Origin of the sequence: Pseudomonas sp. ARP3 (genome assembly GCF_001029595.1) — a bacterium.
Taxonomy (GTDB): Bacteria; Pseudomonadota; Gammaproteobacteria; order Pseudomonadales; family Pseudomonadaceae; genus Aquipseudomonas; species Aquipseudomonas rhodesiae.
Genome location: NZ_LEKF01000006.1, coordinates 151,014 through 172,878, shown reverse-complemented (window position 1 = coordinate 172,878; position 21,865 = coordinate 151,014). Strand labels below are relative to the sequence as shown.

Annotated in this window: 20 protein-coding genes; 13 read left to right on the top strand and 7 right to left on the bottom strand. The window is 59.6% G+C overall.

Features of this window, described 5'->3' with window-relative positions:
* Window positions 1-15 precede the first annotated feature (15 nt).
* From ABX75_RS09930 to ABX75_RS09890, 9 genes are all read left to right on the top strand, one after another.
* Window positions 16-3,606: a transporter substrate-binding domain-containing protein gene (locus ABX75_RS09930; RefSeq protein WP_047881849.1), complete on the top strand. Its 3,591-nt coding sequence runs from the start codon at window positions 16-18 to the stop codon at window positions 3,604-3,606.
* A 221-nt stretch (window positions 3,607-3,827) separates the two neighbouring features.
* Complete coding sequence (locus ABX75_RS09925) at window positions 3,828-4,373, top strand: fimbrial protein (RefSeq protein ID WP_034114120.1); 546 nt, start codon at window positions 3,828-3,830, stop codon at window positions 4,371-4,373.
* Between the two features lie 60 nt (window positions 4,374-4,433).
* The gene (locus ABX75_RS09920; RefSeq protein WP_047881848.1) at window positions 4,434-5,174 is read left to right on the top strand and encodes a fimbria/pilus periplasmic chaperone; all 741 of its coding nucleotides are present in this window, start codon (window positions 4,434-4,436) and stop codon (window positions 5,172-5,174) included.
* 38 nt (window positions 5,175-5,212) lie between these two features.
* Window positions 5,213-7,810: a fimbria/pilus outer membrane usher protein gene (locus tag ABX75_RS09915; RefSeq protein WP_052229576.1), complete on the top strand. Its 2,598-nt coding sequence runs from the start codon at window positions 5,213-5,215 to the stop codon at window positions 7,808-7,810.
* Window positions 7,807-8,898: a fimbrial protein gene (locus ABX75_RS09910; RefSeq protein WP_034114117.1), complete on the top strand. Its 1,092-nt coding sequence runs from the start codon at window positions 7,807-7,809 to the stop codon at window positions 8,896-8,898. The genes ABX75_RS09915 and ABX75_RS09910 overlap by 4 nt, the downstream gene beginning before the upstream one ends.
* Window positions 8,899-9,007: 109 nt before the next feature.
* A complete protein-coding gene (locus ABX75_RS09905; RefSeq protein WP_034114115.1) occupies window positions 9,008-10,234 on the top strand; it encodes an EAL domain-containing protein in 1,227 nt (408 codons plus the stop codon).
* Window positions 10,231-10,632 (top strand): hypothetical protein, encoded by a 402-nt coding sequence (locus tag ABX75_RS09900; protein WP_034114113.1) that lies wholly within the window; start codon window positions 10,231-10,233, stop codon window positions 10,630-10,632. Before ABX75_RS09905 ends, ABX75_RS09900 begins: the two co-directional genes overlap by 4 nt.
* A gap of 94 nt (window positions 10,633-10,726) precedes the next feature.
* A complete protein-coding gene (locus ABX75_RS09895; protein WP_047881847.1) occupies window positions 10,727-11,089 on the top strand; it encodes a hypothetical protein in 363 nt (120 codons plus the stop codon).
* A gap of 111 nt (window positions 11,090-11,200) precedes the next feature.
* Window positions 11,201-12,388, top strand: coding sequence for a sugar transporter (locus ABX75_RS09890; protein ID WP_034114111.1), 1,188 nt, complete (start codon window positions 11,201-11,203; stop codon window positions 12,386-12,388).
* A 27-nt stretch (window positions 12,389-12,415) separates the two neighbouring features.
* Here the strand turns inward: ABX75_RS09890 and ABX75_RS09885 are convergent, their stop codons facing one another.
* The gene (locus ABX75_RS09885; RefSeq protein WP_143506393.1) at window positions 12,416-13,030 is read right to left on the bottom strand and encodes a hypothetical protein; all 615 of its coding nucleotides are present in this window, start codon (window positions 13,028-13,030) and stop codon (window positions 12,416-12,418) included.
* Window positions 13,031-13,260: 230 nt separating this feature from the next.
* Between ABX75_RS09885 and ABX75_RS29355 the strand changes: the two genes are divergently transcribed.
* The 3 genes from ABX75_RS29355 (at window position 13,261) to glsB (ending at window position 15,024) form a co-directional block, all read left to right on the top strand.
* The gene (locus tag ABX75_RS29355; protein WP_158248575.1) at window positions 13,261-13,641 is read left to right on the top strand and encodes a hypothetical protein; all 381 of its coding nucleotides are present in this window, start codon (window positions 13,261-13,263) and stop codon (window positions 13,639-13,641) included.
* 74 nt (window positions 13,642-13,715) lie between these two features.
* Window positions 13,716-14,060 (top strand): hypothetical protein, encoded by a 345-nt coding sequence (locus tag ABX75_RS09875; RefSeq protein WP_034098564.1) that lies wholly within the window; start codon window positions 13,716-13,718, stop codon window positions 14,058-14,060.
* A 55-nt stretch (window positions 14,061-14,115) separates the two neighbouring features.
* The gene (gene glsB / locus ABX75_RS09870) at window positions 14,116-15,024 is read left to right on the top strand and encodes a glutaminase B (protein WP_034098563.1); all 909 of its coding nucleotides are present in this window, start codon (window positions 14,116-14,118) and stop codon (window positions 15,022-15,024) included.
* Between the two features lies 1 nt (window position 15,025).
* Here the strand turns inward: glsB and mddA are convergent, their stop codons facing one another.
* The 5 genes from mddA to ABX75_RS09845 all read right to left on the bottom strand — a co-directional run bounded on the left by mddA (window position 15,026) and on the right by ABX75_RS09845 (window position 19,388).
* Complete coding sequence (gene mddA, locus ABX75_RS09865; RefSeq protein WP_047881845.1) at window positions 15,026-15,793, bottom strand: methanethiol S-methyltransferase; 768 nt, start codon at window positions 15,791-15,793, stop codon at window positions 15,026-15,028.
* Between the two features lie 133 nt (window positions 15,794-15,926).
* Window positions 15,927-17,195, bottom strand: a complete 1,269-nt coding sequence (locus ABX75_RS09860; protein WP_034098561.1) for an FAD-binding oxidoreductase — start codon at window positions 17,193-17,195, stop codon at window positions 15,927-15,929.
* A complete protein-coding gene (locus ABX75_RS09855) occupies window positions 17,192-17,944 on the bottom strand; it encodes an amino acid ABC transporter ATP-binding protein (protein WP_034098558.1) in 753 nt (250 codons plus the stop codon). The genes ABX75_RS09860 and ABX75_RS09855 overlap by 4 nt, the downstream gene beginning before the upstream one ends.
* Window positions 17,941-18,609 carry an amino acid ABC transporter permease gene (locus ABX75_RS09850; protein ID WP_034098556.1) on the bottom strand — a complete coding sequence of 223 codons (669 nt, stop codon included), beginning with the start codon at window positions 18,607-18,609 and terminating at the stop codon, window positions 17,941-17,943. Before ABX75_RS09850 ends, ABX75_RS09855 begins: the two co-directional genes overlap by 4 nt.
* Window positions 18,606-19,388, bottom strand: a complete 783-nt coding sequence (locus tag ABX75_RS09845) for an ABC transporter substrate-binding protein (RefSeq protein ID WP_034098554.1) — start codon at window positions 19,386-19,388, stop codon at window positions 18,606-18,608. Before ABX75_RS09845 ends, ABX75_RS09850 begins: the two co-directional genes overlap by 4 nt.
* 212 nt (window positions 19,389-19,600) lie before the next feature.
* On the opposite strand from ABX75_RS09845, the gene ABX75_RS09840 reads away from it, so the two are divergent.
* Window positions 19,601-20,380 (top strand): IclR family transcriptional regulator, encoded by a 780-nt coding sequence (locus tag ABX75_RS09840; protein WP_034098552.1) that lies wholly within the window; start codon window positions 19,601-19,603, stop codon window positions 20,378-20,380.
* Window positions 20,381-20,612: 232 nt separating this feature from the next.
* Here the strand turns inward: ABX75_RS09840 and ABX75_RS09835 are convergent, their stop codons facing one another.
* On the bottom strand, window positions 20,613-21,857 hold the full coding sequence (locus ABX75_RS09835) for a saccharopine dehydrogenase family protein (RefSeq protein WP_047881844.1): 1,245 nt from the start codon (window positions 21,855-21,857) through the stop codon (window positions 20,613-20,615).
* Window positions 21,858-21,865: the final 8 nt, after the last annotated feature.

Below are 21,865 nucleotides of genomic sequence, written 5' to 3'. Positions count from 1 at the left end.
GCTTTGGCTGCAGGGATGGCCTTGAGCAGTTGCGCGCTGGCAGCTCCGCAGGCCGAGCTATTCCAAGTGCTGGGGCGTTCCCATGTGGATGGGTACAGCGCTCCGCTGGCCGAGGCAGACTGGAGTTGGCTGCGTAGCAAGGATGTCTTGGTATTGGGGGATTCCGCCCCTGACTATTCGCCGTTGGGCATGGCCAGTAACAATCGTGACTATGAGGGCATGACGGCTGATTATGCACAATTGGTCAGCCAGCTTCTGCGCGTACGCGTGGAGGTACGGCGTTATGCCTCGCGCGCTGATGTGATCGCCGCGCTCAAGCGTGGAGAGGTAGATTTTCTGGGCGTAGCCAACGGCTATGAAGCTCAGGATACTGGCATCATGCTATCCAGCGCCTATGCCGAAGATATGCCCGCGCTCGTCACCCGGTTGGGTGACAGCATTGGACTGAGCCCGGACCTGGCGGGGCTTAAGATCGCTATGCTTTATCACTACCTTTCGCCCGAGGAGGTGAAGGCTTTCTACCCCAAGGCGACACTTCAGTTGTATCCCTCCACCTTAAGCGCGATCGGCGCAGTTGCTTTCGGGAGTGCCGATGTTTACTTGGGCGATGCGATCAGTGCGAATTTTCTAATCAACAAAAACTATCTGAATAACGTGCAACTGGCGGATTTTTCCCAGATCGAAGCCAGCAACTTTGCCTTCGCCGTGCCCCAGAAATCGACGCGGTTGCTGCGTATCCTAAACACGGCTCTGGCGGCGATTCCTGTCAGCGAGCGCATGAATATTCTGCGGCGCTGGAGCGCTGGTGGCGCCAGCATGCCGGGGCTGACTGCTCTGCATTTCAGCACCAGCGAACAGCGCTGGATGGATGCGCACCCTTCGCTGCGGGTGGCGGTAATCGACAGCTACCTGCCGCTGTCGTTCTTCAACGAGCAGGGCGAGTTTCGCGGCCTCAGCGCAGATGTGCTGGCCAAAGTCGCCCTGCGCACCGGCTTGAAGTTCGAAGTGCGGCGCTTGTACTCGGTCGCCAGTTTGCTGGACAGCATCCGCGACGACGAAGCCGACTTGCTGATCACCCTGACACCGAGCACTGCACGTGAGGGCTTGTTACGTTTTACCCGACCCTACTTGAACACACCCTATGTGTTAGTCAGTGGCATCGACCCTTCCACGCCCAATACCCTGGACGACATGGCGGGCAAGCGCCTGGCGCTTATCCACGGTAATCCGGTTCGAGAACTGATCGTTGAGCAATACCCCAAGATTGAACTGGTGGAGGCGAGCAACGCCCAGGAAGCGATGGACCTGGTGGCCAACGGCAATGCAGATGCGGCGGTCAATTCGCTGATCATTGCCCGCTATATGATCTCGCGCCAATACCGCGATCAGTTGCGCATTACCAGCACCGTCGGTACACAACTGGCACGCACGGCATTCGCCACCCCGCGTGGCTCGCTGGAGCTGTATTCGATCCTCGAAAAAGCCCTTCTCAGCATTCCTCCGGAGGAAATGGACGAAGTCACCAACCGATGGCGAAGCGAGATAGCCGTTGATGACAGTTACTGGTTGCGTAACCGCACTGTGATCATTCAGGGCTTTGCCTTGGCCGCAGTGTTGTTGGTGATGGCTGTTGGTTGGATCGCCTACCTACGAGGGCAGATGCGTAAACGCCGGCAGGCCGAAATTGCCTTGAACGACCAGTTGGAGTTCATGCGTGTTTTGATCGATGGCACGCCCCATCCTATCTACGTGCGTGATCGCCAAGGGCGCCTGATGGTATGCAACAGCGGCTACCTGAGCGTATTCAATGTCGAGCGGGAAGCCGTCATCGGCAAGACCGTGGTGGACGGTGTACTTAGTAACGCCGGTGAAGCGGCGGCTTATCATGAAGATTATCTACAGGCCATGGAGGCGGGCGTGCCTTGCGTTCAGGACCGCGACCTGACCATGACAGATGGCCAAGTGCTGACGATTTACCACTGGATGTTGCCTTACCGAGGTAGCGACGGTCAGGTCAGCGGCATGATCGGTGGCTGGATCGACGTCAGCGAGCGCCAGCACTTGCTCGAAGCCCTGCGCGAAGCCAAGGAGCGCGCCGACGACGCGAGTCGTGCTAAGACGAGCTTCCTGGCGACCATGAGCCATGAAATCCGCACGCCGATGAATGCCATCATTGGCATGCTGGAACTGGCGCAGAAAAAAGCCGATCAAGGCTATATGGACCGTGCTTCCATTGAGGTGGCGTCCACCGCTGCGCATGGGTTACTGGACCTGATCGGCGATATCCTCGACATTGCCCGCATCGAATCCGGTCGCCTGTCCCTGGCACCCGAGCGGGCCAATCTGCTGGAACTGGTGGAGTCGGTGGCTCGTATCTTCGAGGGCCTGGCGCGGCAGAAACAACTGCGCTTGATCCTCGACTTGGATTGCACCCTCAACCGTCAGGTACTGGTCGATCCGCTGCGTTTCAAGCAAATCGTTTCCAACCTACTGAGTAACGCGATCAAATTCACTGTGCAGGGGCATGCGCGTTTGCAGGTCAGCGTCGAGCCAAGCCTTAATGACGAACGCTTGGCACTGCGCCTGCGGGTTGAGGACACCGGCATCGGTATTTCCAGTGAGGACCAGCAGCGTCTGTTCAGCCCTTTCAGCCAGGCCGTCAACCAAAACCAGTCAGCGCGCAGTGGTTCGGGACTGGGGCTAATGATCAGTCGCACGCTGTGCGAAATGATGGGCGGCACCTTGACCCTGAGCAGTGTGCTGACGCAAGGCACCCAGGTTGAGGTGTGTATCAGTTTGCCCACCCTGGTGCTGATGGATGAGCCCGCAGCGGTTGCGGCGGAGTTGCCCCAGCCAGTGCGGACGCTGAATGTCTTGGTGATAGACGATTACCCCGCCAACCGCCTGTTGCTATCCCAGCAGTTGGGATTTCTGGGGCACCGCGTCAGCGATGCCGAAGACGGAGCCCATGGCTTGCGTGCCTGGCGCCAGCAACATTTTGACGTGGTGATCACCGACTGCAGCATGCCGATCATGAGCGGCTATGACCTGGCCCGCGCCATTCGCGATGAGGAGCGCAGCAGAGGGCTTACCCACGGGATAATCCTCGGGTTGACCGCTAATGCCCAGCCTGAAGAGAAGGACCGCTGCCTGAAGGCCGGCATGGATGACTGTCTGTTCAAACCCCTCAGTCTCAATGATCTCAACGAACGATTAGTGAGCTTGATACCCGCACTCAGCGTTTCAGCCGAGCAGGGAATGTCGGGTGCCATTGAGGGGCTTGATCTGACCGGTCTCGAACAACTGAGCCGTGGCGATGCGGCGGCTGTCCGAGCCTTGCTGCATGATTTGGCCACCAGCAACGCACAGGACATGGCGCGCCTGATCAAGTTGTTCACTCAGCATGACCTGACTGGGCTGGGCGACCTGGCGCATCGGGTCAAAGGTGGTGCGCGGATTATCCAGGCGCAGTGGTTGATCGACTGTTGCGAAGCGTTGGAAGTTGCCTGCCAAGGTTTGAATTCGGCGGTGCTGACCGAAGCCGTCGACGCGTTGCAGCAAGCGATGGAACAATTGGGGCAGCGGCTGGAGACCTATCTGGTCTGACAGAGAGAGCCGAAACCGGATTGTGCGGGAATGTTGAAAAGCGTGTGGGAAATTTCCTACACGTTGAGGGGAAGGGTACTACAGGTGTGGGGCGCCCATAGCGGGATGATGGCCCTGTCGCACAAGCCAGATGTCGTGTTCGTTGCGCCACCGCTTTGGCTGGTGGCAGGTCGATCCGGTTTGGCGGCTGTATATGAAAACCTTCCCTTTGGAGCTTTACCATGAACGTTCACGCATTCACCCTCGCTGCCGTGTTTCTCGCCACCGGTGCCCAGTTCGCAAACGCGGCCGACGGTACCATCAACTTCAACGGCGAACTGAATGAACAAACCTGCACCATCGCTGTGGATGGGGTTGTTACTCCAGCCGTCGCTACGGTGACCCTGCCGACGATCTCCACCGGTTTGTTGACCTCTGCCGGCCAAGCGGAGGGTCGTACCGGTTTTACCATCCAATTGACCAACTGCGTCGGCCCCGCCACTACCGCCGCGGCGTTCTTCAACTCCGGCGCCTCGGTGGACCCGTTGACCGGCAACCTCCTCAACATGGCCGGTTCGGCTAAGAACGTGCAGTTGCAACTGATCGATGCTAAGGGCGGCGCTGTTATCCAGGCCGGCAACACGAACCAGCGCACCAAGACCACACGTAACACCATCGATGCCTCTGGCGCCGCCAACATGTCGTACGCCGTGCAATATCTGGCTACCGGCGCCACTGAGGCGGGTACGGTTACCAGCAGCGTGACCTACAACGTCGATTATCAATAAGCCGTCATACGTCAGCGCGCCACGATCCGGCGCGCCGATGTCTTGCGGATGAGGTGTGTTATGTCCTATCTGTACAATCTACGCCGTGGTTTTTGCCTGTTAGCGGCCGCACTGGCGTGTTCGCAGGCAATGGCCGGGGTGGTGATCACTGGCACGCGTCTTGTGTACCCTGCGAACCAGAAAGAAATCACCGTCAAGCTCAACAACAACGGCTTGATGCCTGCCTTGGTACAAGCCTGGGTGGATACTGGAGATATGCAGTCAAGCCCTACCAGTTCTAAGGCGCCGTTTGTGTTGTCGCCGCCGGTATCGCGGATCGACCCAAGCAAAGGCCAGAGCCTGAGGCTGATGTTCACCGGCGCCGCGCTGCCGAGTGACAAGGAGTCGGTGTTCTGGCTCAACGTGCTGGAGATTCCACCCAAGGCCGAGGGTGCGGTGGATCAGAATGTGCTGCAAATGGCGTTTCGTTCACGCATCAAGATCTTCTACCGCCCAGACGGCTTACCCGGCACGGCTGTCGACGCCCCGGCTATGGTGCAGTGGAAGGTGATCAGGCAAGGCCAGGAGTACGCCCTACAGGCGTTCAATCCAACGGCCTATCACGTGTCTCAAGTAGATCTCACGCTGCTGGTCGGTGAACAGCGTTACGAGAGTGAAAATGGCATGGTCGGCCCAGGCCAGACGAAGGTATTTGTTCTGCCTGGTCTGAAGTCCTTGCCGCCAACATCCGCTCAGGTGGCATACAACGCTATCAACGACTACGGCGCGTTGATGCCGATCAAGCAACCGCTCAAGCCCTGACCCCCTTCGCGACGAAACGCCTGCGCACGAGTATTTTTATGATGACCATCCAACGCCTTGGCCCCGGCCAGCAGGCGCGGCCTCGCTTTGTTTTTAATCCTGCGACGCTGCGCATTCTCAAAACTCTGACGCTGCTGCCTGTGGTACTGATTGCCGAGTCAGGCTGGGCCGAGGACGTGCAGTTCAACGATGCGTTCCTGCCCGAAGACTCGCGCTCTCTGGACCTGACGCAATACGAGAAAGGCAACCCGGTATTGCCCGGTGAGTACCGAGCAGACATGGTGATCAACGGCAAGCTGGTCATGCGTCAGGATATTCGGATCAACGCCGGCCCGGACGGCAGCAACCCTGTGGTCTGTGTCAATCGCGGTTTGCTTGAGCGGGTCGGGGTGGACATGCTCAAACTGTCGGCGCATGCCATAGCGAGTCTGGAAAGCGGCGTGACGTGCCTGGACATCGGCCAACTGATCAAAGGGGCCACGGCCAGTTTTTCCCCATCCAGCCAACAGCTGGACATCAGCATCCCTCAAATCGTATTGCGCCGCGATGCTCGTGGGTATGTCAGCCCGGAGCTGTGGGACCGGGGTGTGACCGCCGGTATGGTGAGTTACACCTTCAATGCTAACCACAACAGAACTGATTACGGCAGTGACGATTCGGCATACCTGGGCCTGAACGCGGGCCTGAACCTGGGGGATTGGCGTTTGCGTCATAACGGCTCGATGAGCTGGCAGAAACAGACTGGGCAGAACTACCAGACGCTCAACACCTACGCCCAGCGGGATGTCACCCGCCTGAAAAGCCAACTGACTGTCGGCGAGTCCAACACCAGTGGCGAGATCTTCGACACTCTGGCGTATCGCGGGGTGCAGTTAGGCACTGACGACCGCATGCTGCCCGAGTCCCAACGTGGCTATGCACCGGTTATTCGAGGGATTGCGCGCACCAGTGCACGGGTGGCTGTACGCCAGGCCGGCAACCTGCTTTTTGAGACCACCGTGGCGCCCGGCGCTTTTGTGATTGATGACTTGTATGCCACGGGCTATGGCGGCGATCTGGACGTGACCGTCTATGAAGCCGACGGCAGCGAACAGCGCTTTATCGTGCCCTATGCGGCCGCGGCGCAATTACTGCGCCCAGGCACTTCACGCTACAGCATCACTGCCGGTGAAACGCGCAATAACTTCATCTCGAACCAGGCACGGTTGGCGCAGGGCACTTATCAGTTGGGTCTGAGCAATATCTTTACCGGCTATATCGGCGGCCAGGGCAGCGACGACTATCGTGCGCTGCTGGGCGGTCTGGCATTCAGTACGCCGATCGGTGCGATGTCCATTGACGTGACCCAGGGAAGTACCCAGTTCAAAGGGGGACTGGACAGCGGCCAGAGCGTGCGTATGAGCTACAGCAAGAACATTCTCAGCACCGGCACTAACTTTGCCGTGGCCGCTACGCGATTTTCCACGCAGAAATACCTGGACTTCAACAGCGCCATATTGTTGCTGGACGCCGAACGCAACGGTATCGACACCAGCCTGTATGCCCGTGCTCGCAGTCGACTATCCCTCACTGCCAATCAGAGCTTGGGCTCGTGGGGGCAGGTAGCGTTCAGCGGCTTTTCGCAAGACTACTGGAACCAACCGGGGCGGGATGTGCAGTACCAGTTCAGTTACAACAAGCAGGTCGGTAGTGTTAGTTATGGTGTAAATGCCAACCGCAGCCGCATCGGCCTGGGAGACATGGATAACAGCCTGTTGTTTACCGTGAGCATGCCCCTGGAATTCGGTGCCTCGACCAATCAACCACAGCTGTCGGCACGCTTGTTGCGCGATACCCACGGACAATACAGCGAACAAGCGACGCTCAGTGGCACCGCAGGCCAAGATCGCCAATACAGCTATAGCCTAACCGGAGGCCATGAAGGAGCCACGGGCTCCAACAGCACAGCAATCAGTGGCCAGTACACCGGGCCCAAAGCGATGGTTGGCGCGACTGTCAGCCGTGGAGCGGGCTACGACAGTCTGTCCCTGAATGCCAGCGGCAGCGTGGTTGCCCATCCTAACGGGGTGACGCTTACGCCTTATCGCGGCGAAACCATGGCGGTGATCACTGCCGAAGGCGCCCAGGGTGCCGGGGTGGTCGGATTCCCCGGTCTTAAGCTTGATGGTCGTGGCAACGCAGTGGTGCCTTATCTGCGCCCTTACGAATTGAACGAGGTCGCCATCGATCCGTTAGGCACTTCTCTGGACGTCGAGCTTGATGAAACCAGCCAACAAGTGGCACCGCGCGCTGGTGCGGTGGTGGCGCTCAAGTACGGCACCCGTAACGGCCAAGCATTGCTGCTCAATGTGACCCTCAGCGATGGCAGCAAGCTGCCGTTCGGTGCTGGGGTGATGGATGACCGCGGCGTGTCCGTGGGTGTGGTTGGGCAGGGCGGGCAGTTGTATGCCCGCGTCAAGGACGGCGCGCGCCGGTTGTTGATCAACTGGGGTCGTCAGGCCGACCAGCAATGTGCATTGCCACTGCCGCCTGGCACCAGCGACGACAAGCAATTGCAGCAAGTCGATGTCGTTTGTTCGAGGACTCAACCCGATAATCGCATTGCTTCGTCGAGCACTGCAGGAGCAAAAAAATGAAGATATTGATCCGCGTGGCGGTTGCGGCAAGCGTGTCCCTGATGACGGGTGTAGCGATGGCCGATTGCAACTATTCAACCCCCAATGCCAGCCTGGTGCGCACCCAGCCGTTGCTGGGTGGCAACTTGACGGTTGGCCGGGATGTGCCCTTGGGTGCGGAGATTTATCGGCAGACCTTTTCGTCGGCGGCTAATTACACGATCGTGTGCTCCGCAGGTATCTATAACATTGAAACTCGACGCGACTTGCCGACCACTCCTTTACCATTGTCCAACTGGGCGGGAACGCCTTACGGCGGCCATGTCTATCAGACCGGAGTGCCCGGTATTGGAGTGGCGCTCTGGTATGCGGGCACACCGATGCCGTCTTCCCAAACTCTCCTAAACTGTGGCGGGGCGAGCGCCAACTGCTACTTGAATATCACCGGCACACTGGCTTTTGATTTGTCCTTCATAAAAATCGGTGACGTTTCGCCGGGGACGATCCAGGGTTCGTTGTTACCGACCATGACCCAGGCCCGTATCAGTACTAACTCCCTGCAGGTTCAACGGGTCAACTTCTCCGGCAGCATCAATATCGTCTCGCGCACGTGCTCTACGCCGGATGTCAATGTGCCGATGGGCAGCCATCAGCTCAGTGAGTTCTCCGGCCCCAACTCTTTTACGCCTTGGAAAGACTTTTCCATCGCACTGAACAACTGTCCGGCGTTCAACGGGTACTACCAGGAAAGTGGCCCGCACTGGGCCAGCGATGGCACTGTCAGTAACCTGGACTCACGCAAGAACAATGTGCTGCGAGTACGCCTCGACCCGACCCGCATGCCGTTGAACGCGTCGTTGGGCATCCTCAGCCTAAACCCCAGCGCCCCCGGGGATAACCCGGCCGCTACCGGTGTGGGTGTGCAAGTGGCGGACAGCGCTGGCACGCCGTTGCCATTGGCTACGTTACGCGCCAGCGGCATCACGCCGCGCGCCGAGGAGGGCGCCAGTTACAGCATCCCGTTGAAGGCCAGGTACATACAGACCGGCAACAGCATTACCGCTGGCCCGGCGAACGCAACCACCACGTTCACCCTCAACTATTACTGAGCACTCGGTCGGGCGCGCGGAATACCTTTATCTACGTTCACGCATCGTCGCGCGGATTTCATTGAGCCGCCGCGGGGCTGTTCAACTCAGTTAATGCGAGATAGTCATCATGTCCTTCTTACCGCTTCGGGTACTGGTCCTTGAAGAGCACCTGTTCCAACGTTGCGTTGCCGTCAGCCTGCTCAAGCAACTGGGGTGTGGTTATGTGCTTGAGGCTGGCAACGGCGCAGAGGCTCTGGCCGTGCTGCATGCAATGGGGCCGGTGGACGTGGTGATGTGCGACCTACACATGGAAGGCATGGATGGTCTGGACTTTATTCAGCACGTCAGCTCGACCGGCCAGGCGCTGGCGATCATTGTCAGCAGCAGCCTGCCTTGGGATGTGCGGCGCGCCGTGGGGCGGATGGCGGCATTGCTGGGGGCGAACATGCTTGGCGATGTCGGTAAACCGTTGCAACTGGAAACCTTGCAACCATTGCTTGAACGGGCGGTGACCCAACATCGCATACCGGTGAACGCACGGCCGTACGTGGAAATGGCCAGCGAGCAGCAGGTGCGCCGTGCCATCGCTGAGCAGCAATTGGAAGCTTATTACCAACCTAAATTCGATCTAATCAGCGGGGCTGTACACGGGGTGGAAGTGCTCGCACGTTGGAATCATCCGTCCCAAGGGGTGCTATCACCGGCAGTTTTTTTGCCGGCCATCGAGCGCTGGGGGTTGATGAACGACTTGCTGTTCGTGCTCATGGGCCAAGCCCTGCGCTTGCAGCGCCAGGCCAGGCGGCAACATCTATCGGTGGACCTAGCGTTCAACCTGCACGCGGCGCAGTTGGCCGAGGGGCAATTGACCGCGCGGATCAAGCGCCTGCTTGCCGTCCATCAGACGCCGTGCAGCAGCTTGACCTTCGAACTGACTGAAAGCGGCTTGCTTGAGGTCCCGGCGGTGGCTCTGGAAAACCTGGTGCGCTTGCGCATGATGGGCTGCCAATTATCGATTGATGACTTTGGCGCGGGGTTCTCCTCCTTGCAGCGCCTGTGCCAACTGCCCTTCAACGAGATCAAGCTCGATGCCGAGTTCGTTCGCGGTTTACTGCACGACCCGCGCTGTCGCGCCGTTATCGGCAGCACCCTGGCGCTGGGGCAGACCTTGGGCATGTCGGTGGTGGTCGAAGGCATTGAAACCACAGAGCAGCAGCAGGCGCTGCTGGCACTAGGGTGTACCCGAGGTCAGGGCTATTGGCATGCTCGCCCTATGAACGGCGGTGACTTATTGCGCTGGCTGCGGCGCAGTGTGCAACCGCTTAAACCCATTGAGTTGGTAGGAGCCCACCCATGATCAACAAAGCTCTGCGTATCATGATCGCCGACCCCCAGCATTTTCAGCGCCTGCGCCTGGAACGCGACTTCAACCAGCAGGGGTATTACGCGATTGCACCGGTTTCGAACCTGGAAGAAATGCTCATCTTGCTGGAGTATGGTCATACCGCATTTGACCTGGTTCTGGTGAACGCTAACTTGGCTGCCGATGTTCGTTTGGACCTCTTGGCATTCTGTCTGGACAGCCCTCGCGTTGGTCAGGTGTTCATCTACGATGTGCCGGACGCACATCTGGTGCGACTGACTGCGAAGATCAACGGACGGATCGCTGTCAGCTCTGTGCAATTGCCTGAAGGTTTACCGATCCGTCATTTATTGAGCATAGTGGACCCACTTCCCAGGCCGCTCATGCATTAATTGCTGCCCACGCGGTGACCTTCACCGACGACTAACCTCAAGTTAGTGCCGATGCTGACGACTTACTTCTTAATAACCAGAAAGGAGTACCAGCATGCGTATCAACGGTTTTTCGGCAACGACAGGTCTCCTTTGCCTCTGGGCTAGCACATGCGGCGCGGCGCAGCCGCCGAACCAAGGCACCATCAATTTCATTGGGAGTATCGCCGAGCCAGTGTGTGCGACAAATGCGCACAGTGACGCGCAGTTTGACGTCACGGGGTGCCCCAGCGCCAGCCGCGGTAACCAGTTCACGGTCCGCGGCGTGGCACCCGTGGCAAGCGTCAACGGGGCCATTCTGCGGTTGGTGGCGGACAGCCGCAGCGGGCGTAATTACGATCAGCAGTACTTGCTGGTGGACCGTCTCGGTCAGCCGGTCAAATCGGGTGCTTATGTGATTACCCTGACGTCGCCTTGAGGCTGCGCTGCGGATGAGCGCCAACAGTCGGCCCAGAAACCTATAGAATGCTCGGCGGCGGCGCTTGTCCTGGGTGGCCGCTCGATCACCGTCAGAGTACCGCGCCCGTCAATGAGCCTTTCAAACGCAACTCCCCAGCCCAACTGGCAACCGGTCATCGCCCTGGCGTTGGCCGCTTTTGTATTCAACACCACTGAATTCGTACCCGTCGGGCTGCTCAGTGCGATTGGCGTCAGCTTCGACATGCCCATCGCCAACGTTGGTCTGATGCTCACGATTTATGCGTGGATCGTCTCGCTGACCTCGCTGCCGGTGATGCTGCTGACCCGCAACATTGAGCGGCGTAAGTTGCTGATCGTGCTGTTTGGGTTGTTTATCGCCAGCCATATCCTGTCCAGTGTCGCCACCAGCTTCGGCCTATTGATGGTCAGTCGTATCGGCATCGCCTTGTCTCATGCGCTGTTCTGGTCGATCACCGCGTCCCTGGCCGTGCGCCTGGCGCCGCAGGGCAAGCAAGTGCAAGCCCTGGGCCTGTTGGCCACCGGCACATCCCTGGCGATGGTGCTGGGCATTCCCCTGGGGCGCCTGCTCGGCGAAGCCATGGGCTGGCGCACCACGTTCCTGGTGATCGCTGCCTTTGCGGCGGGCCTGGTGTTCTGGTTGGCGCGCACCTTGCCGCTGTTGCCGAGCCAGAACTCCGGCTCCCTGCGCAGCCTGCCACTGCTGTTCAAGCGCCCGGCGCTGGTGGCGTTGTACGTGCTTACGGCAATGACCGTCACCGCGCAATTCACCGCCTACAGCTACATCGAACCGTTCGTCGAAGGGGTGGCGGGCCTGGGCGGCGGCGCCGTGACCCTGATCCTGTTGGTGTTCGGCGGCGCCGGCATCATCGGCTCGCTGTTGTTCAGCCTGGTACATCGCTTCAACCCGCACCTGTTCGTGGTCGGGACGGTGTTCCTGCTGGCGGCCTGCCTGGCGCTGTTGCTGCCGTTGAGTGGCGCCGAATCCTACCTGGTGGGCTTGAGCGTGTTCTGGGGCATGGCGATCATGGGCTTCGGCCTGGCCATGCAGTCCAAGGTGCTGGTGCTGGCACCCGACGCCACGGATGTGGCCATGGCGATGTTCTCCGGTATCTACAACATCGGCATCGGCGGCGGCGCCCTGATGGGCAGTTGGGTCGGCAGCCATTTCGGCTTCGCCTGGATCGGCGCTGCGGGCGGATTGCTGGCGGCGCTGGCGTTGGTGGGCTATTGCCTGGCGATTCGGCGGTTTGGGACGGGGGTGGTGCCGCGGGAGTAGCCAACCAATTGGCTACTCCGGGTTTTGTCAGCGAGGGACGTGGTTGCGTCCATACATCATCAGGAATCGGTCCAGTTCAGAAAAGCTGCGCTGAGGCATGGCTAGCAGGACCTGCGACATAAAGTCTTTGAGCACTTGAATGTCATTCCAGCTGGATGGCCGTTTCTTGCGTTTCTGGGACGGGCGCACTGTCTCGAACAGGGCGTTCATCGCGCGAAAGTTGTGCTGGTCGATAATGGGCAGGGGCGCGCTGTGATGTACAAGGTGCGTAATGTAGGCCGACGTGATGTAGGTCGTTTGTCGTTTGAACTGCGCCTGCCACCACTGGAAGGTTTGGTCTGGCGCTTGAGCGCAACCGGAACCGATGAACCGTGGCCAGAGCCCCTCTACCTCTGCAATCAGGTTGCGATGGCGTTGTGGGTAGTTCGGTTTGCCCCAATGGCCCCACTTCCACAGCAGCGAGTCTGCAATCTGTGGGTTCTGGGCCGTTCGCGCTGAGTAAGAGGTCTTGAATGCTTGGTAATGGGCTGCCGGATACTTGAGGAAGTCGTACTCGTTCAGCACCGCGTCAAACACGGGAGCAATCCGAGCAGCGATCAGTGTGGCTTCTGAAGGTGTGGTTTTCGAAAACAATGGGGTCATGTCTTAAGTGCTTGCCTGGTCAATGATGTGTGCGGAATGTGCAATCAGCTGTGATTGCACGCCGGGTACCTTCCCCATGTGCATACATATTCCCAGAGCAGCTTGCGCTCCAAATGCTTGATGTAGGCGGTGGTGTAAGGCATGCCCATACTCACCGGGCAAGTAGACACCCAGATATGTTCGGCGGGCGTTGTTTCAAGCAGCGTCAGCCTGAAGGTGTTCCCTCCCGAGTGTCCGGCCCGTTCGCTGAAAGCCGATACATTGAATTGACGCAGCCGATCAGCCAGGCTCTGACCGGTGGTCTCACCGATATAGATAGTCGCATCGCAATTTCGGTGAGTATCTGGTTTGTGTTTGCTGCGCGCGATGAAATACACCCCGGGCAAGTGTTTACCAGGCAGTTCGCCACGGTCGGCACCACGGGTGCCACTCTGAAAAACCTACTTCGCCTGACATATGTGTTCATCGTCCTTGTTGAGGTCAAGGGCGCTGATCCTATCTCAAAACATGGCTATGAGCCATCATTGTTGGCTGCGGTCGTTCTGCTGGCGATAGCCTTGGAACGCACCTATGTGGAAGGTTGCGCGAGGGTCAACCTGGCGCCTATCTAAGTTCATGGGACGGTGCAGCACCTGGGCATTTGAACTACTTTGATTGACGACCGACCCCTGCCCGGTGATGACTGATGCGTACGTTCTGGAAGCGATATGTGGCCCTGCTGGAAAACGACTTGAGTGCGCAGATTTTCGATAACGTGAAAAATCTGCTGGTGTGCGCGCTGCTGTTCGCCGCTGGCACCAATACGTTGCTCGGGCAGCAGCCGCTGTTTATCGGAGTGTTCGCCGCTAACGTAGCGGGGTGGGGGCTGATTGTGTTGTCGAGCATGCTGATGCTATTGAACGTCAGCGATGGCATCCGCCGCCTCGCTAAGTTGCGCTATCACCTGGCGCTGCAAGTGCTGTTGATCCTGGTGTATCTGGTCGTGGCCGAGCGAGTGGTAGAGATTGTGTGGGGCTTTCGCGCCCACTGAAGTATCCTGCGCGCCCCGTTTACCACTGATTCAATCCACGATGACAGGACAAGACATGCAGGCGCTGCTGGAGTCGATTCTCGACGAAGTGCGCCCTTTGATCGGCCTCGGCAAAGTCGCCGACTATATCCCCGCGCTGGCCGATGTGCCGGCCGACCAACTCGGTATCGCGGTGTACGGCAACGACGGCTCGGCTTACTGCGCCGGCGACGCCGATACGCTGTTCTCGGTGCAGAGTATTTCCAAGGTGTTCAGCCTGGTGCAGGCCATCGAACACGGCGGCGAGAGCATCTGGGAACGCCTCGGTCACGAGCCGTCGGGGCAGCCGTTCAACTCCCTGGTGCAGCTGGAATTCGAACGCGGTCGCCCGCGCAACCCATTCATCAATGCCGGCGCGTTGGTGATCTGCGACATCAACCAATCGCGCTTCGCCGTGCCAATCCTATCGATGCGCGATTTCGTGCGGCGCCTGTCCGGCAACCCGCAGATCCTGGTCAATAGCGTGGTCGCCGACTCCGAAGCCCAGCATGGCGCGCGCAACGCAGCCATGGCGTATCTGATGAAATCCTTCGGTAACTTCCACAACGACGTGGACGCGGTGCTCCACAGCTATTTCAACTATTGCGCGCTGCAAATGAGCTGCCTGGACCTGGCTAAGGCGTTCAGCTTCCTGGCCAACGAAGGCGTCAGCGCCCACAGCGGCGAACAGGTCCTCAGCGCGCGCCAGACCAAGCAAGTCAACTCGATCATGGCCACCAGCGGGCTGTATGACGAAGCGGGCAACTTTGCCTATCGCGTGGGCTTGCCGGGCAAGAGCGGTGTGGGCGGCGGGATCGTCGCGGTGGTGCCGGGGCAATTCACGGTGTGCGTGTGGTCGCCGGAGTTGAACGCAGCGGGGAATTCGCTGGCGGGGATCAAGGCGTTGGAGTTGTTGAGTGAGCGGATTGGGTGGTCGGTGTTTTAAGTCATCCAGGGTCTTTTTTACGCGTCGCCGTCCACGGCAAAATCATGCCTACCTCCTTCTGGTAGCGGCGATAACGTTCACCGAACGTCGCCACCAGATCCCTCTCTTCAAAGCGGGCGCCAATCAAGAGATACACCGTCATCCCCAGCGCAAACAATAGATGCCCGGCGGTCATGTGTGGCGTCGCCCAGAAGGCGATCAGAAAGCCCAGGTACAAGGGATGACGTACCCGTTTGTAGAACAGCGGCGTGCTGAAGGTGGGCGTTTGTGGTGGGACGGCGCGCCAATGGTCGAGGGGCTGCTTGAGCCCGAATAGCTCGAAGTGATTGATCAGAAAAGTCGACACCAGCGCAATGCCCCAACCCAGCCAGAACAGGCCAACCAGCAGGGCCTGGGCCCATGGCGCTTCAACCTGCCATAGGTTGAACCTCATCGGTTGCCACAGCCAGAACACCATTGCGAGCACCAGGCTGCTGAGCAATACATAGGTCGAGCGTTCAATCGGCGCCGGGACGATTGCCGTCAGCCACCGCTTAAAGCGTTTGCGCGCCATGACCGAGTGCTGGATACCGAATAGCAGGATCAGCGCGCTATTGATCGACAGAGCGGCCGGCCACGGCATATACACGCCGTCGTTGATGTTCTTGGGCACGGCCAGGCTGCCAACGAAGCCGATCAGATACAAACAGGTGAACAGGAACACCCCGTAGCAGCACGCGCTGTACACCAGACCGATGACCCCGGCGATGGGTTTGTTGTTGACGTTCATGAGCGTGTTTTTCCCACAGGATTGATGGACCGCAAAACCCGCCATTCAGCCAGTCCAGGCTTAAGCCTAGCGGGTTTTGCAGACCGAGCGACCTATGAGAAATGACCGTTCTCAATGCGTTTGGAAATCGGATTCAGCTGATATTGAGCCGATCCAACAAGCTGTACCACGCCACCCCCGCACCGATGTAGAAGCGTTGCAGCCCATGCATCGGCAAGCGTTGCAGCGGCGTCACCGGGTAGGCGAACTGCGCCTGGCGGTCACACAATCGCCCGGCCAGTTGCTGGCCCAGGCTGGTACACAAGGCGATACCGCGTCCATTGCAACCCAGCGCCAAGGTCAGCCCGGGTGCCGGTTCATGTACGTGGGGCATAAAATCCCGCGTGATTGCGATCCGACCAGCCCAGCGGTACTCGAACTCCAGCGGACCCAATTGCGGAAACAGCAGCGCCAGGGAGCGTTCCAGGTGCGCGAAATCCGTGGGCGAGGTGGGGTCGTTGAACAACCCGCGCCCGCCCATCAACAAGCGCCCATGGCTGTCTTTGCGCCAATACAGCAGCAGGCGTTGCGCGGTGGAGACGGTTTCCTGCCCCGGCAAAATGGAATCGGCCGTGCGACCGCTGAGGGGCTTGGTGGCGACGATGAAGCTGTTCGCCGCCAGAATGCTCTGGGCCATGCCCGGCCACAGGTTGCCGCTGTAGCCATTGGTCGCGAGTACCACTTGATCGGCGGTCACATGGGCACCGCCGGCCGTCTTTAATAGCCAACCTGCGCCGCTGCGCTGTAACCCGGTCACCGCACTTTGGCCGTGAATCCGTGCACCGGCCGCCAATGCCGCGCCCACCAAGCCACGGGCGTATGCCAACGGCTGAATCGCCCCGGCGCGGCCATCCAACCAGCCGCCGGCGAAGGCCTGACTGCCCATGCGCGCGGTCACCGCCGCGGCATCCAGCGGTTGCACCGGCACCCCCCGGCGGGCCCACTGATCTGCTCGCGCGTGCAGGCCGGCCACGCCTTTATCGGTGTACGACACTTGCATCCAGCCTTTACGCACCGGTGCGCAATCGATGCTATGGCGCTTGATCAAATTGAATACCAGGTCCGCCGAATTCGACACCGTCGAAATCAATGGCTCGGCCCGTTCCGGCCCGTACATCTGTACCAATTGCTCCGGGTCGTATTTGAGCGTCGGGTTGACCTGCCCACCATTGCGCCCCGAAGCGCCCCAGCCCGGCTCGTGAGCCTCCAGCACACACACGCTGACCCCGCGCTCGGCCAAATGCAGGGCCGTCGACAGGCCGGTGTAGCCGGCACCGACAATCGCCACATCCACCTTCACCGATTCGCTCAACGCAGGCGTCGGCACAACCGACGGCGCCGTCGCCGACCACAATGACTTCATGACAGGCTCCGCGTGTTACCGGTGGGGTGCAGCACGCGGCGTAGGAAGTCCTGGGTGCGTGCGTGTTGCGGATTGCCCAACACCTCTTCGGCCGGGCCGCTTTCAACGATGTAACCGCCATGCAGAAAGCACACGCGGTCGGCCACTTCGCGGGCAAAACCCATCTCGTGGGTGACCACGATCATGGTCATGCCTTCGTCGGCGAGGGTGCGCATTACCGCGAGCACGTCGCCGACCAGCTCCGGATCGAGGGCCGAGGTGGGTTCATCGAACAGCATCGCGTCGGGTTTCATCGCCAGAGCGCGGGCGATGGCTACGCGTTGCTGCTGGCCGCCGGAAAGCTGTTCCGGGTAAGCATCTGCCTTGGCGCTCAGGCCGACTTTTTCCAGCAATACCAGCGCTTCTTCGCGCACTTGCTGCGGCGGTTCGCCCTTCACATACAGCGGGCCTTCCATAACGTTTTCCAGCACTGTGCGGTGGGGGAACAGGTTGAAGCGCTGGAACACCATGCCCATGCGGCTACGCAAGGCGTGCACGGTTTTGCTGCCCCGTTGCACGGTTTCGCCGAACACTGTGATCACGCCGCCATCGTAGGCTTCCAGCGCGTTGATGCAGCGCAGCAGGGTGGATTTGCCCGAGCCCGACGGGCCGATCAAGCAAACCACTTCGCCCTTGGCCACATCCAGGTCGACGCCGTGCAACACGCGATGGCTGCCGTAGTGTTTTTGCAGTTGGCGAATCTCGATCATGCTTTTTTCCTCCGGCTCAAGTGCTGTTCCATACGGCGCAGGCCGTACACCAGCGGCAGGCTCATCAGCAGGTAGAGCAGGGCGACCAGGGTGTAGACGGTCATGTTCTGGAACGTGGACGAGGCGATCAGCTGACCCTGGCGGGTCATTTCGGCCACGGTGATGGTGGACACCAGTGACGAGTCCTTGAGCATCATCACCAGGGTGTTGCCATAAGGCGGCAGTGCGATGCGAAACGCCTGGGGTAGGATCACCCGGCGCATCATCAGCGCTGAACGCATGCCCAGTGCTTCGGCGGCTTCACGCTGGCCCTGTTCGACGGCGATGATGCCGGTGCGGAAGTTCTCCGCCTGGTACGCCGAGTAGGCGATGCCCATGCCGATCACGCCGGCGTAGAACGCCGTCAGGTGCACGCCCATGTCCGGCAGCACGAAGTAGATGTAGAACAACTGCACGATGATCGGCAGGCCCCGGATCACGTTGATGATGGTGCTCGCCGTCCATGACAGCGCACGGATCGGCGACAGCTTGAGCAACGCCAGCACCAGGCCGATGGCACTGCTGAGCAGGAACGACAGCACGGTGATCTGGATCGTCACCCAGGCGCCTTGCAGCAAAATCGGCAAGAAGTCTTGGGCGTTTTGCAGGAATTCGGCCGGGCTCATGGGCGCACCTGGGTGTCGAGCCCCCACTTCTTGAGGATGCTGTCCAGGGTGCCGTCCGCCCGGATGCTGGCGATGGCGCTGTTCAAACGTTCAAGGGTTTGTGCATCGCCTTTGCGTACCACCAGGCACACTTCGCCGACGTTCGTAGGCTGATAGTCGGGAGCCAGTTTCACGCCTTTGAACAGCTTCTGACGGATCTGATAGGCCACCACCGGTTGATCGCCCACCGCAGCCTTGATGCGGCCAAGGGACAGGTCGCGGACCATCTCGCCGATAGAGTCATAGGTGCGGATCTCCTTGAAGATCCCGAGCTTGTTCAATTGGTCATAGAACACCGTGCCGGCTTGCACGCCGACCACTTGGTCTTTCAACGGCTGCAGGTCCGGGTAGGCGGTGTTGTCGTCGGCGTTGACGATCAGGCCCTCACCGTAGGCGTACACCGGCGCGCTGAAATCCACCACCTTGCTGCGCTCTGCGGTCTTGAGCATGCCGGCGGAAATGAAGTCGAGCTTGCCGGCGGTGAGGGAGGGAATCAGCGCAGCGAAGTTGGTCTGCTCGATCTGGCTGGTAAAGCCGCCGGCCTTGCCGACAGCCTCGGCCACATCGACCATCACCCCCTGGATGCTGTTGCTCTTGATGTCGAGGAAGGTGAACGGCGAACCACTGGCGGTCGCACCGACTTTGTACGTGGTTGCACTTTCAGCGTGCGCCGTGGTGACGCACAGTGCGACGCAAAGACCAACGACGAGACGGCGGAACAAGGGCGAAAGACTGTTCATCGGGTTACTCCAGAAGAAAACGGAAAGTCAGTAGCGCAAGCGGCTGCCGATGAACCGCAAGCTCTGTGCCATTTCGATACTAATAAATCGCATAGCGCTGTATAAAATCGACAAAATGAACCATTCGTATCGATATGCGATATTTAATGGTCTGTTTTCGTATTTTCAGGTAGAAATAGCCCACGCCTGATTGACCTGACCGTGAGTTCGCCATGTCCGAAGAACGCAACAGCTTGCACAACCAATCCCTGGAAAAAGGCCTGTCGGTGCTTAAGGCATTCAGCGCCCAGCGCCGTAGCATGAGCCTCGCAGAGGTGGCCGAGGCGGCCGGGATGACCAAAAGCTCGGCCCAACGCATGGTGTTTACCCTCGAAAGCTTGGGTTACCTTCGGAAACACTCCCGCACCCGGCATTACCAACTCACCCCACGGGTATTGGAACTGGGCTTCAGTTACCTGGATGCGCATTCATTGATTGAGGTGGCCAACCCGTTTCTATCCGAGTTGACGCGGCTGACCGGCGAAACCTCGTGCTTGACCGAACCGGCAGGCTACGACATGACCTACATCGCACGCTTCGTCAGTTCAGGCTTTGTGCCGGTGCATATGCCGATCGGCTCGCGGGTGCCGATGTATTGCACGGCGTCGGGGAGGGCGTATTTGAGCGCGCTGCCGGCGCAGGAGGCGTTGGGCTTGATCGAGCATAGCCAGCGTATTGCACACACCAGCCATACGTTGACGGATGTGGCCGCGATCATGGCGTCGCTGGAACAGGTGAGGGAGCAGGGGTACGCGGTGAATACCCAGGAGTTGTTCCTCGGCGACATGACCATCGGCGCGCCCGTGTTGGGTGCCAATGGCCGCCCGGTAGCAGCGGTGCATGTGGTGGCGCCGACCAGTCGATGGAGCAGGGCGGACGCGGAGCGGCAGTTGGCGCCTGCGCTGTTGCAGTGTTCGCGGGCATTGAGTAATTCGGCGCGGAACCTGGAATAACCGGCAAGGCAGATGCGGGAGAGGGCTTGTCCTAAAGCCTGTCAGTTAAGGACTCAGTGAGTGATTTTCTGCCCTGGCTGAGTACGCCGTATGATCCAGACCAGGCAATGATTATCAAAGGTGGGAGGGGGCTTGCCCCCGATGGCAGTGTGTCAGCCAACCCATCTTTGCTGATCCCACCGCTATCGGGGGCAAGCCCCCTCCCACATTGCGTTCGGTCCGCTATCGCCTATCAGGCCATTGCATCCCAGGCCCGATCACCGTGCTCGTCTTTGATCCGAGTCGGCAAGCCCATCACATCCAGTGCTTTCAGGAACGGTTCGGCCGGCAGTTCCTCGACGTTGGCCATGCGTTGCACGTCCCATTCGCCACGGGCTACCAGCAGCGCGGCGGCTACCGGTGGTACCCCGGCGGTGTAGGAGATGCCCTGGCTGTCGGTTTCGGCGAAGGCTTCTTCGTGGTCGGCGATGTTGTAGATGAAGACCTCACGCGGCTGGCCGTCCTTGGTGCCTTTGACCAGGTCGCCGATGCAGGTCTTGCCGGTGTAGCCAGGGGCGAGCGAAGACGGGTCGGGCAGCACGGCCTTGACCACCTTCAACGGCACTACTTCCAGGCCTTCGGCGGTGGTGACCGGTTTTTCGGAGAGCAGGCCGAGGTTGTTCAGCACGGTGAACACGTTGATGTAGTGCTCGCCGAAGCTCATCCAGAAACGCACGTTGGGCACGTCGAGGTTTTTCGACAGCGAGTGCACTTCATCGTGGCCGGTCAGGTACAGATTCTGCGAACCGACCACAGGCAGGTCGTCGGTGCGTTTGACTTCGAACATGGTGTTGCTGGTCCACTGGCTGTTCTGCCAGCTCCACACCTGTCCGGTGAATTCGCGGAAGTTGATTTCCGGGTCGAAATTGGTGGCGAAGTATTTGCCATGGGAGCCGGCATTGACGTCGAGGATGTCGATCGAATCAATGCGGTCGAAATGCTGTTGCTGCGCCAGCGCGGCATACGCGTTGACGACACCCGGGTCGAAGCCCACGCCGAGAATGGCGGTGATGTTCTTCTGTTGGCACTCTTGCAGGTGGTTCCATTCGTAGTTGCCGTACCACGGCGGGGTCTCGCAGACCTTGCCCGGCTCTTCGTGGATGGCGGTGTCGAGGTACGCTACGCCTGTGTCGATGCAGGCACGCAGGACCGACATGTTGAGGAACGCGGAACCGACGTTGATGACGATCTGCGATTCGGTCTCGCGGATCAGGGCCTTGGTCGCTTCCACGTCCAGGGCGTTCAGCGCGAAGGCTTGGATATCGGCGGGAACCTTAAGGCTACCCTTGGCCTTGACGCTGTCGATGATGGCCTGGCATTTGGAGATGTTGCGCGACGCGATAGCAATACGACCGAGTTCGTCGTTGTGCTGCGCGCACTTGTGGGCCACCACCTTGGCGACACCTCCTGCACCAATGATAAGAACGTTCTTTTTCAATTGCTTTA

What these genes read in the sequence shown, in the direction of transcription:
- ABX75_RS09930 (WP_047881849.1), top strand. Translation starts at nt 16, where the DNA reads ATGGCCTTGAGCAGTTGCGCGCTGGCAGCTCCGCAGGCCGAGCTATTC.
- ABX75_RS09925 (WP_034114120.1), top strand. Translation starts at nt 3,828, where the DNA reads ATGAACGTTCACGCATTCACCCTCGCTGCCGTGTTTCTCGCCACCGGT.
- ABX75_RS09920 (WP_047881848.1), top strand. Translation starts at nt 4,434, where the DNA reads ATGTCCTATCTGTACAATCTACGCCGTGGTTTTTGCCTGTTAGCGGCC.
- ABX75_RS09915 (WP_052229576.1), top strand. Translation starts at nt 5,213, where the DNA reads ATGATGACCATCCAACGCCTTGGCCCCGGCCAGCAGGCGCGGCCTCGC.
- ABX75_RS09910 (WP_034114117.1), top strand. Translation starts at nt 7,807, where the DNA reads ATGAAGATATTGATCCGCGTGGCGGTTGCGGCAAGCGTGTCCCTGATG.
- ABX75_RS09905 (WP_034114115.1), top strand. Translation starts at nt 9,008, where the DNA reads ATGTCCTTCTTACCGCTTCGGGTACTGGTCCTTGAAGAGCACCTGTTC.
- ABX75_RS09900 (WP_034114113.1), top strand. Translation starts at nt 10,231, where the DNA reads ATGATCAACAAAGCTCTGCGTATCATGATCGCCGACCCCCAGCATTTT.
- ABX75_RS09895 (WP_047881847.1), top strand. Translation starts at nt 10,727, where the DNA reads ATGCGTATCAACGGTTTTTCGGCAACGACAGGTCTCCTTTGCCTCTGG.
- ABX75_RS09890 (WP_034114111.1), top strand. Translation starts at nt 11,201, where the DNA reads ATGAGCCTTTCAAACGCAACTCCCCAGCCCAACTGGCAACCGGTCATC.
- ABX75_RS09885 (WP_143506393.1), bottom strand. Translation starts at nt 13,030, where the DNA reads ATGACCCCATTGTTTTCGAAAACCACACCTTCAGAAGCCACACTGATC.
- ABX75_RS09875 (WP_034098564.1), top strand. Translation starts at nt 13,716, where the DNA reads ATGCGTACGTTCTGGAAGCGATATGTGGCCCTGCTGGAAAACGACTTG.
- glsB (WP_034098563.1), top strand. Translation starts at nt 14,116, where the DNA reads ATGCAGGCGCTGCTGGAGTCGATTCTCGACGAAGTGCGCCCTTTGATC.
- mddA (WP_047881845.1), bottom strand. Translation starts at nt 15,793, where the DNA reads ATGAACGTCAACAACAAACCCATCGCCGGGGTCATCGGTCTGGTGTAC.
- ABX75_RS09860 (WP_034098561.1), bottom strand. Translation starts at nt 17,195, where the DNA reads ATGAAGTCATTGTGGTCGGCGACGGCGCCGTCGGTTGTGCCGACGCCT.
- ABX75_RS09855 (WP_034098558.1), bottom strand. Translation starts at nt 17,944, where the DNA reads ATGATCGAGATTCGCCAACTGCAAAAACACTACGGCAGCCATCGCGTG.
- ABX75_RS09850 (WP_034098556.1), bottom strand. Translation starts at nt 18,609, where the DNA reads ATGAGCCCGGCCGAATTCCTGCAAAACGCCCAAGACTTCTTGCCGATT.
- ABX75_RS09845 (WP_034098554.1), bottom strand. Translation starts at nt 19,388, where the DNA reads ATGAACAGTCTTTCGCCCTTGTTCCGCCGTCTCGTCGTTGGTCTTTGC.
- ABX75_RS09840 (WP_034098552.1), top strand. Translation starts at nt 19,601, where the DNA reads ATGTCCGAAGAACGCAACAGCTTGCACAACCAATCCCTGGAAAAAGGC.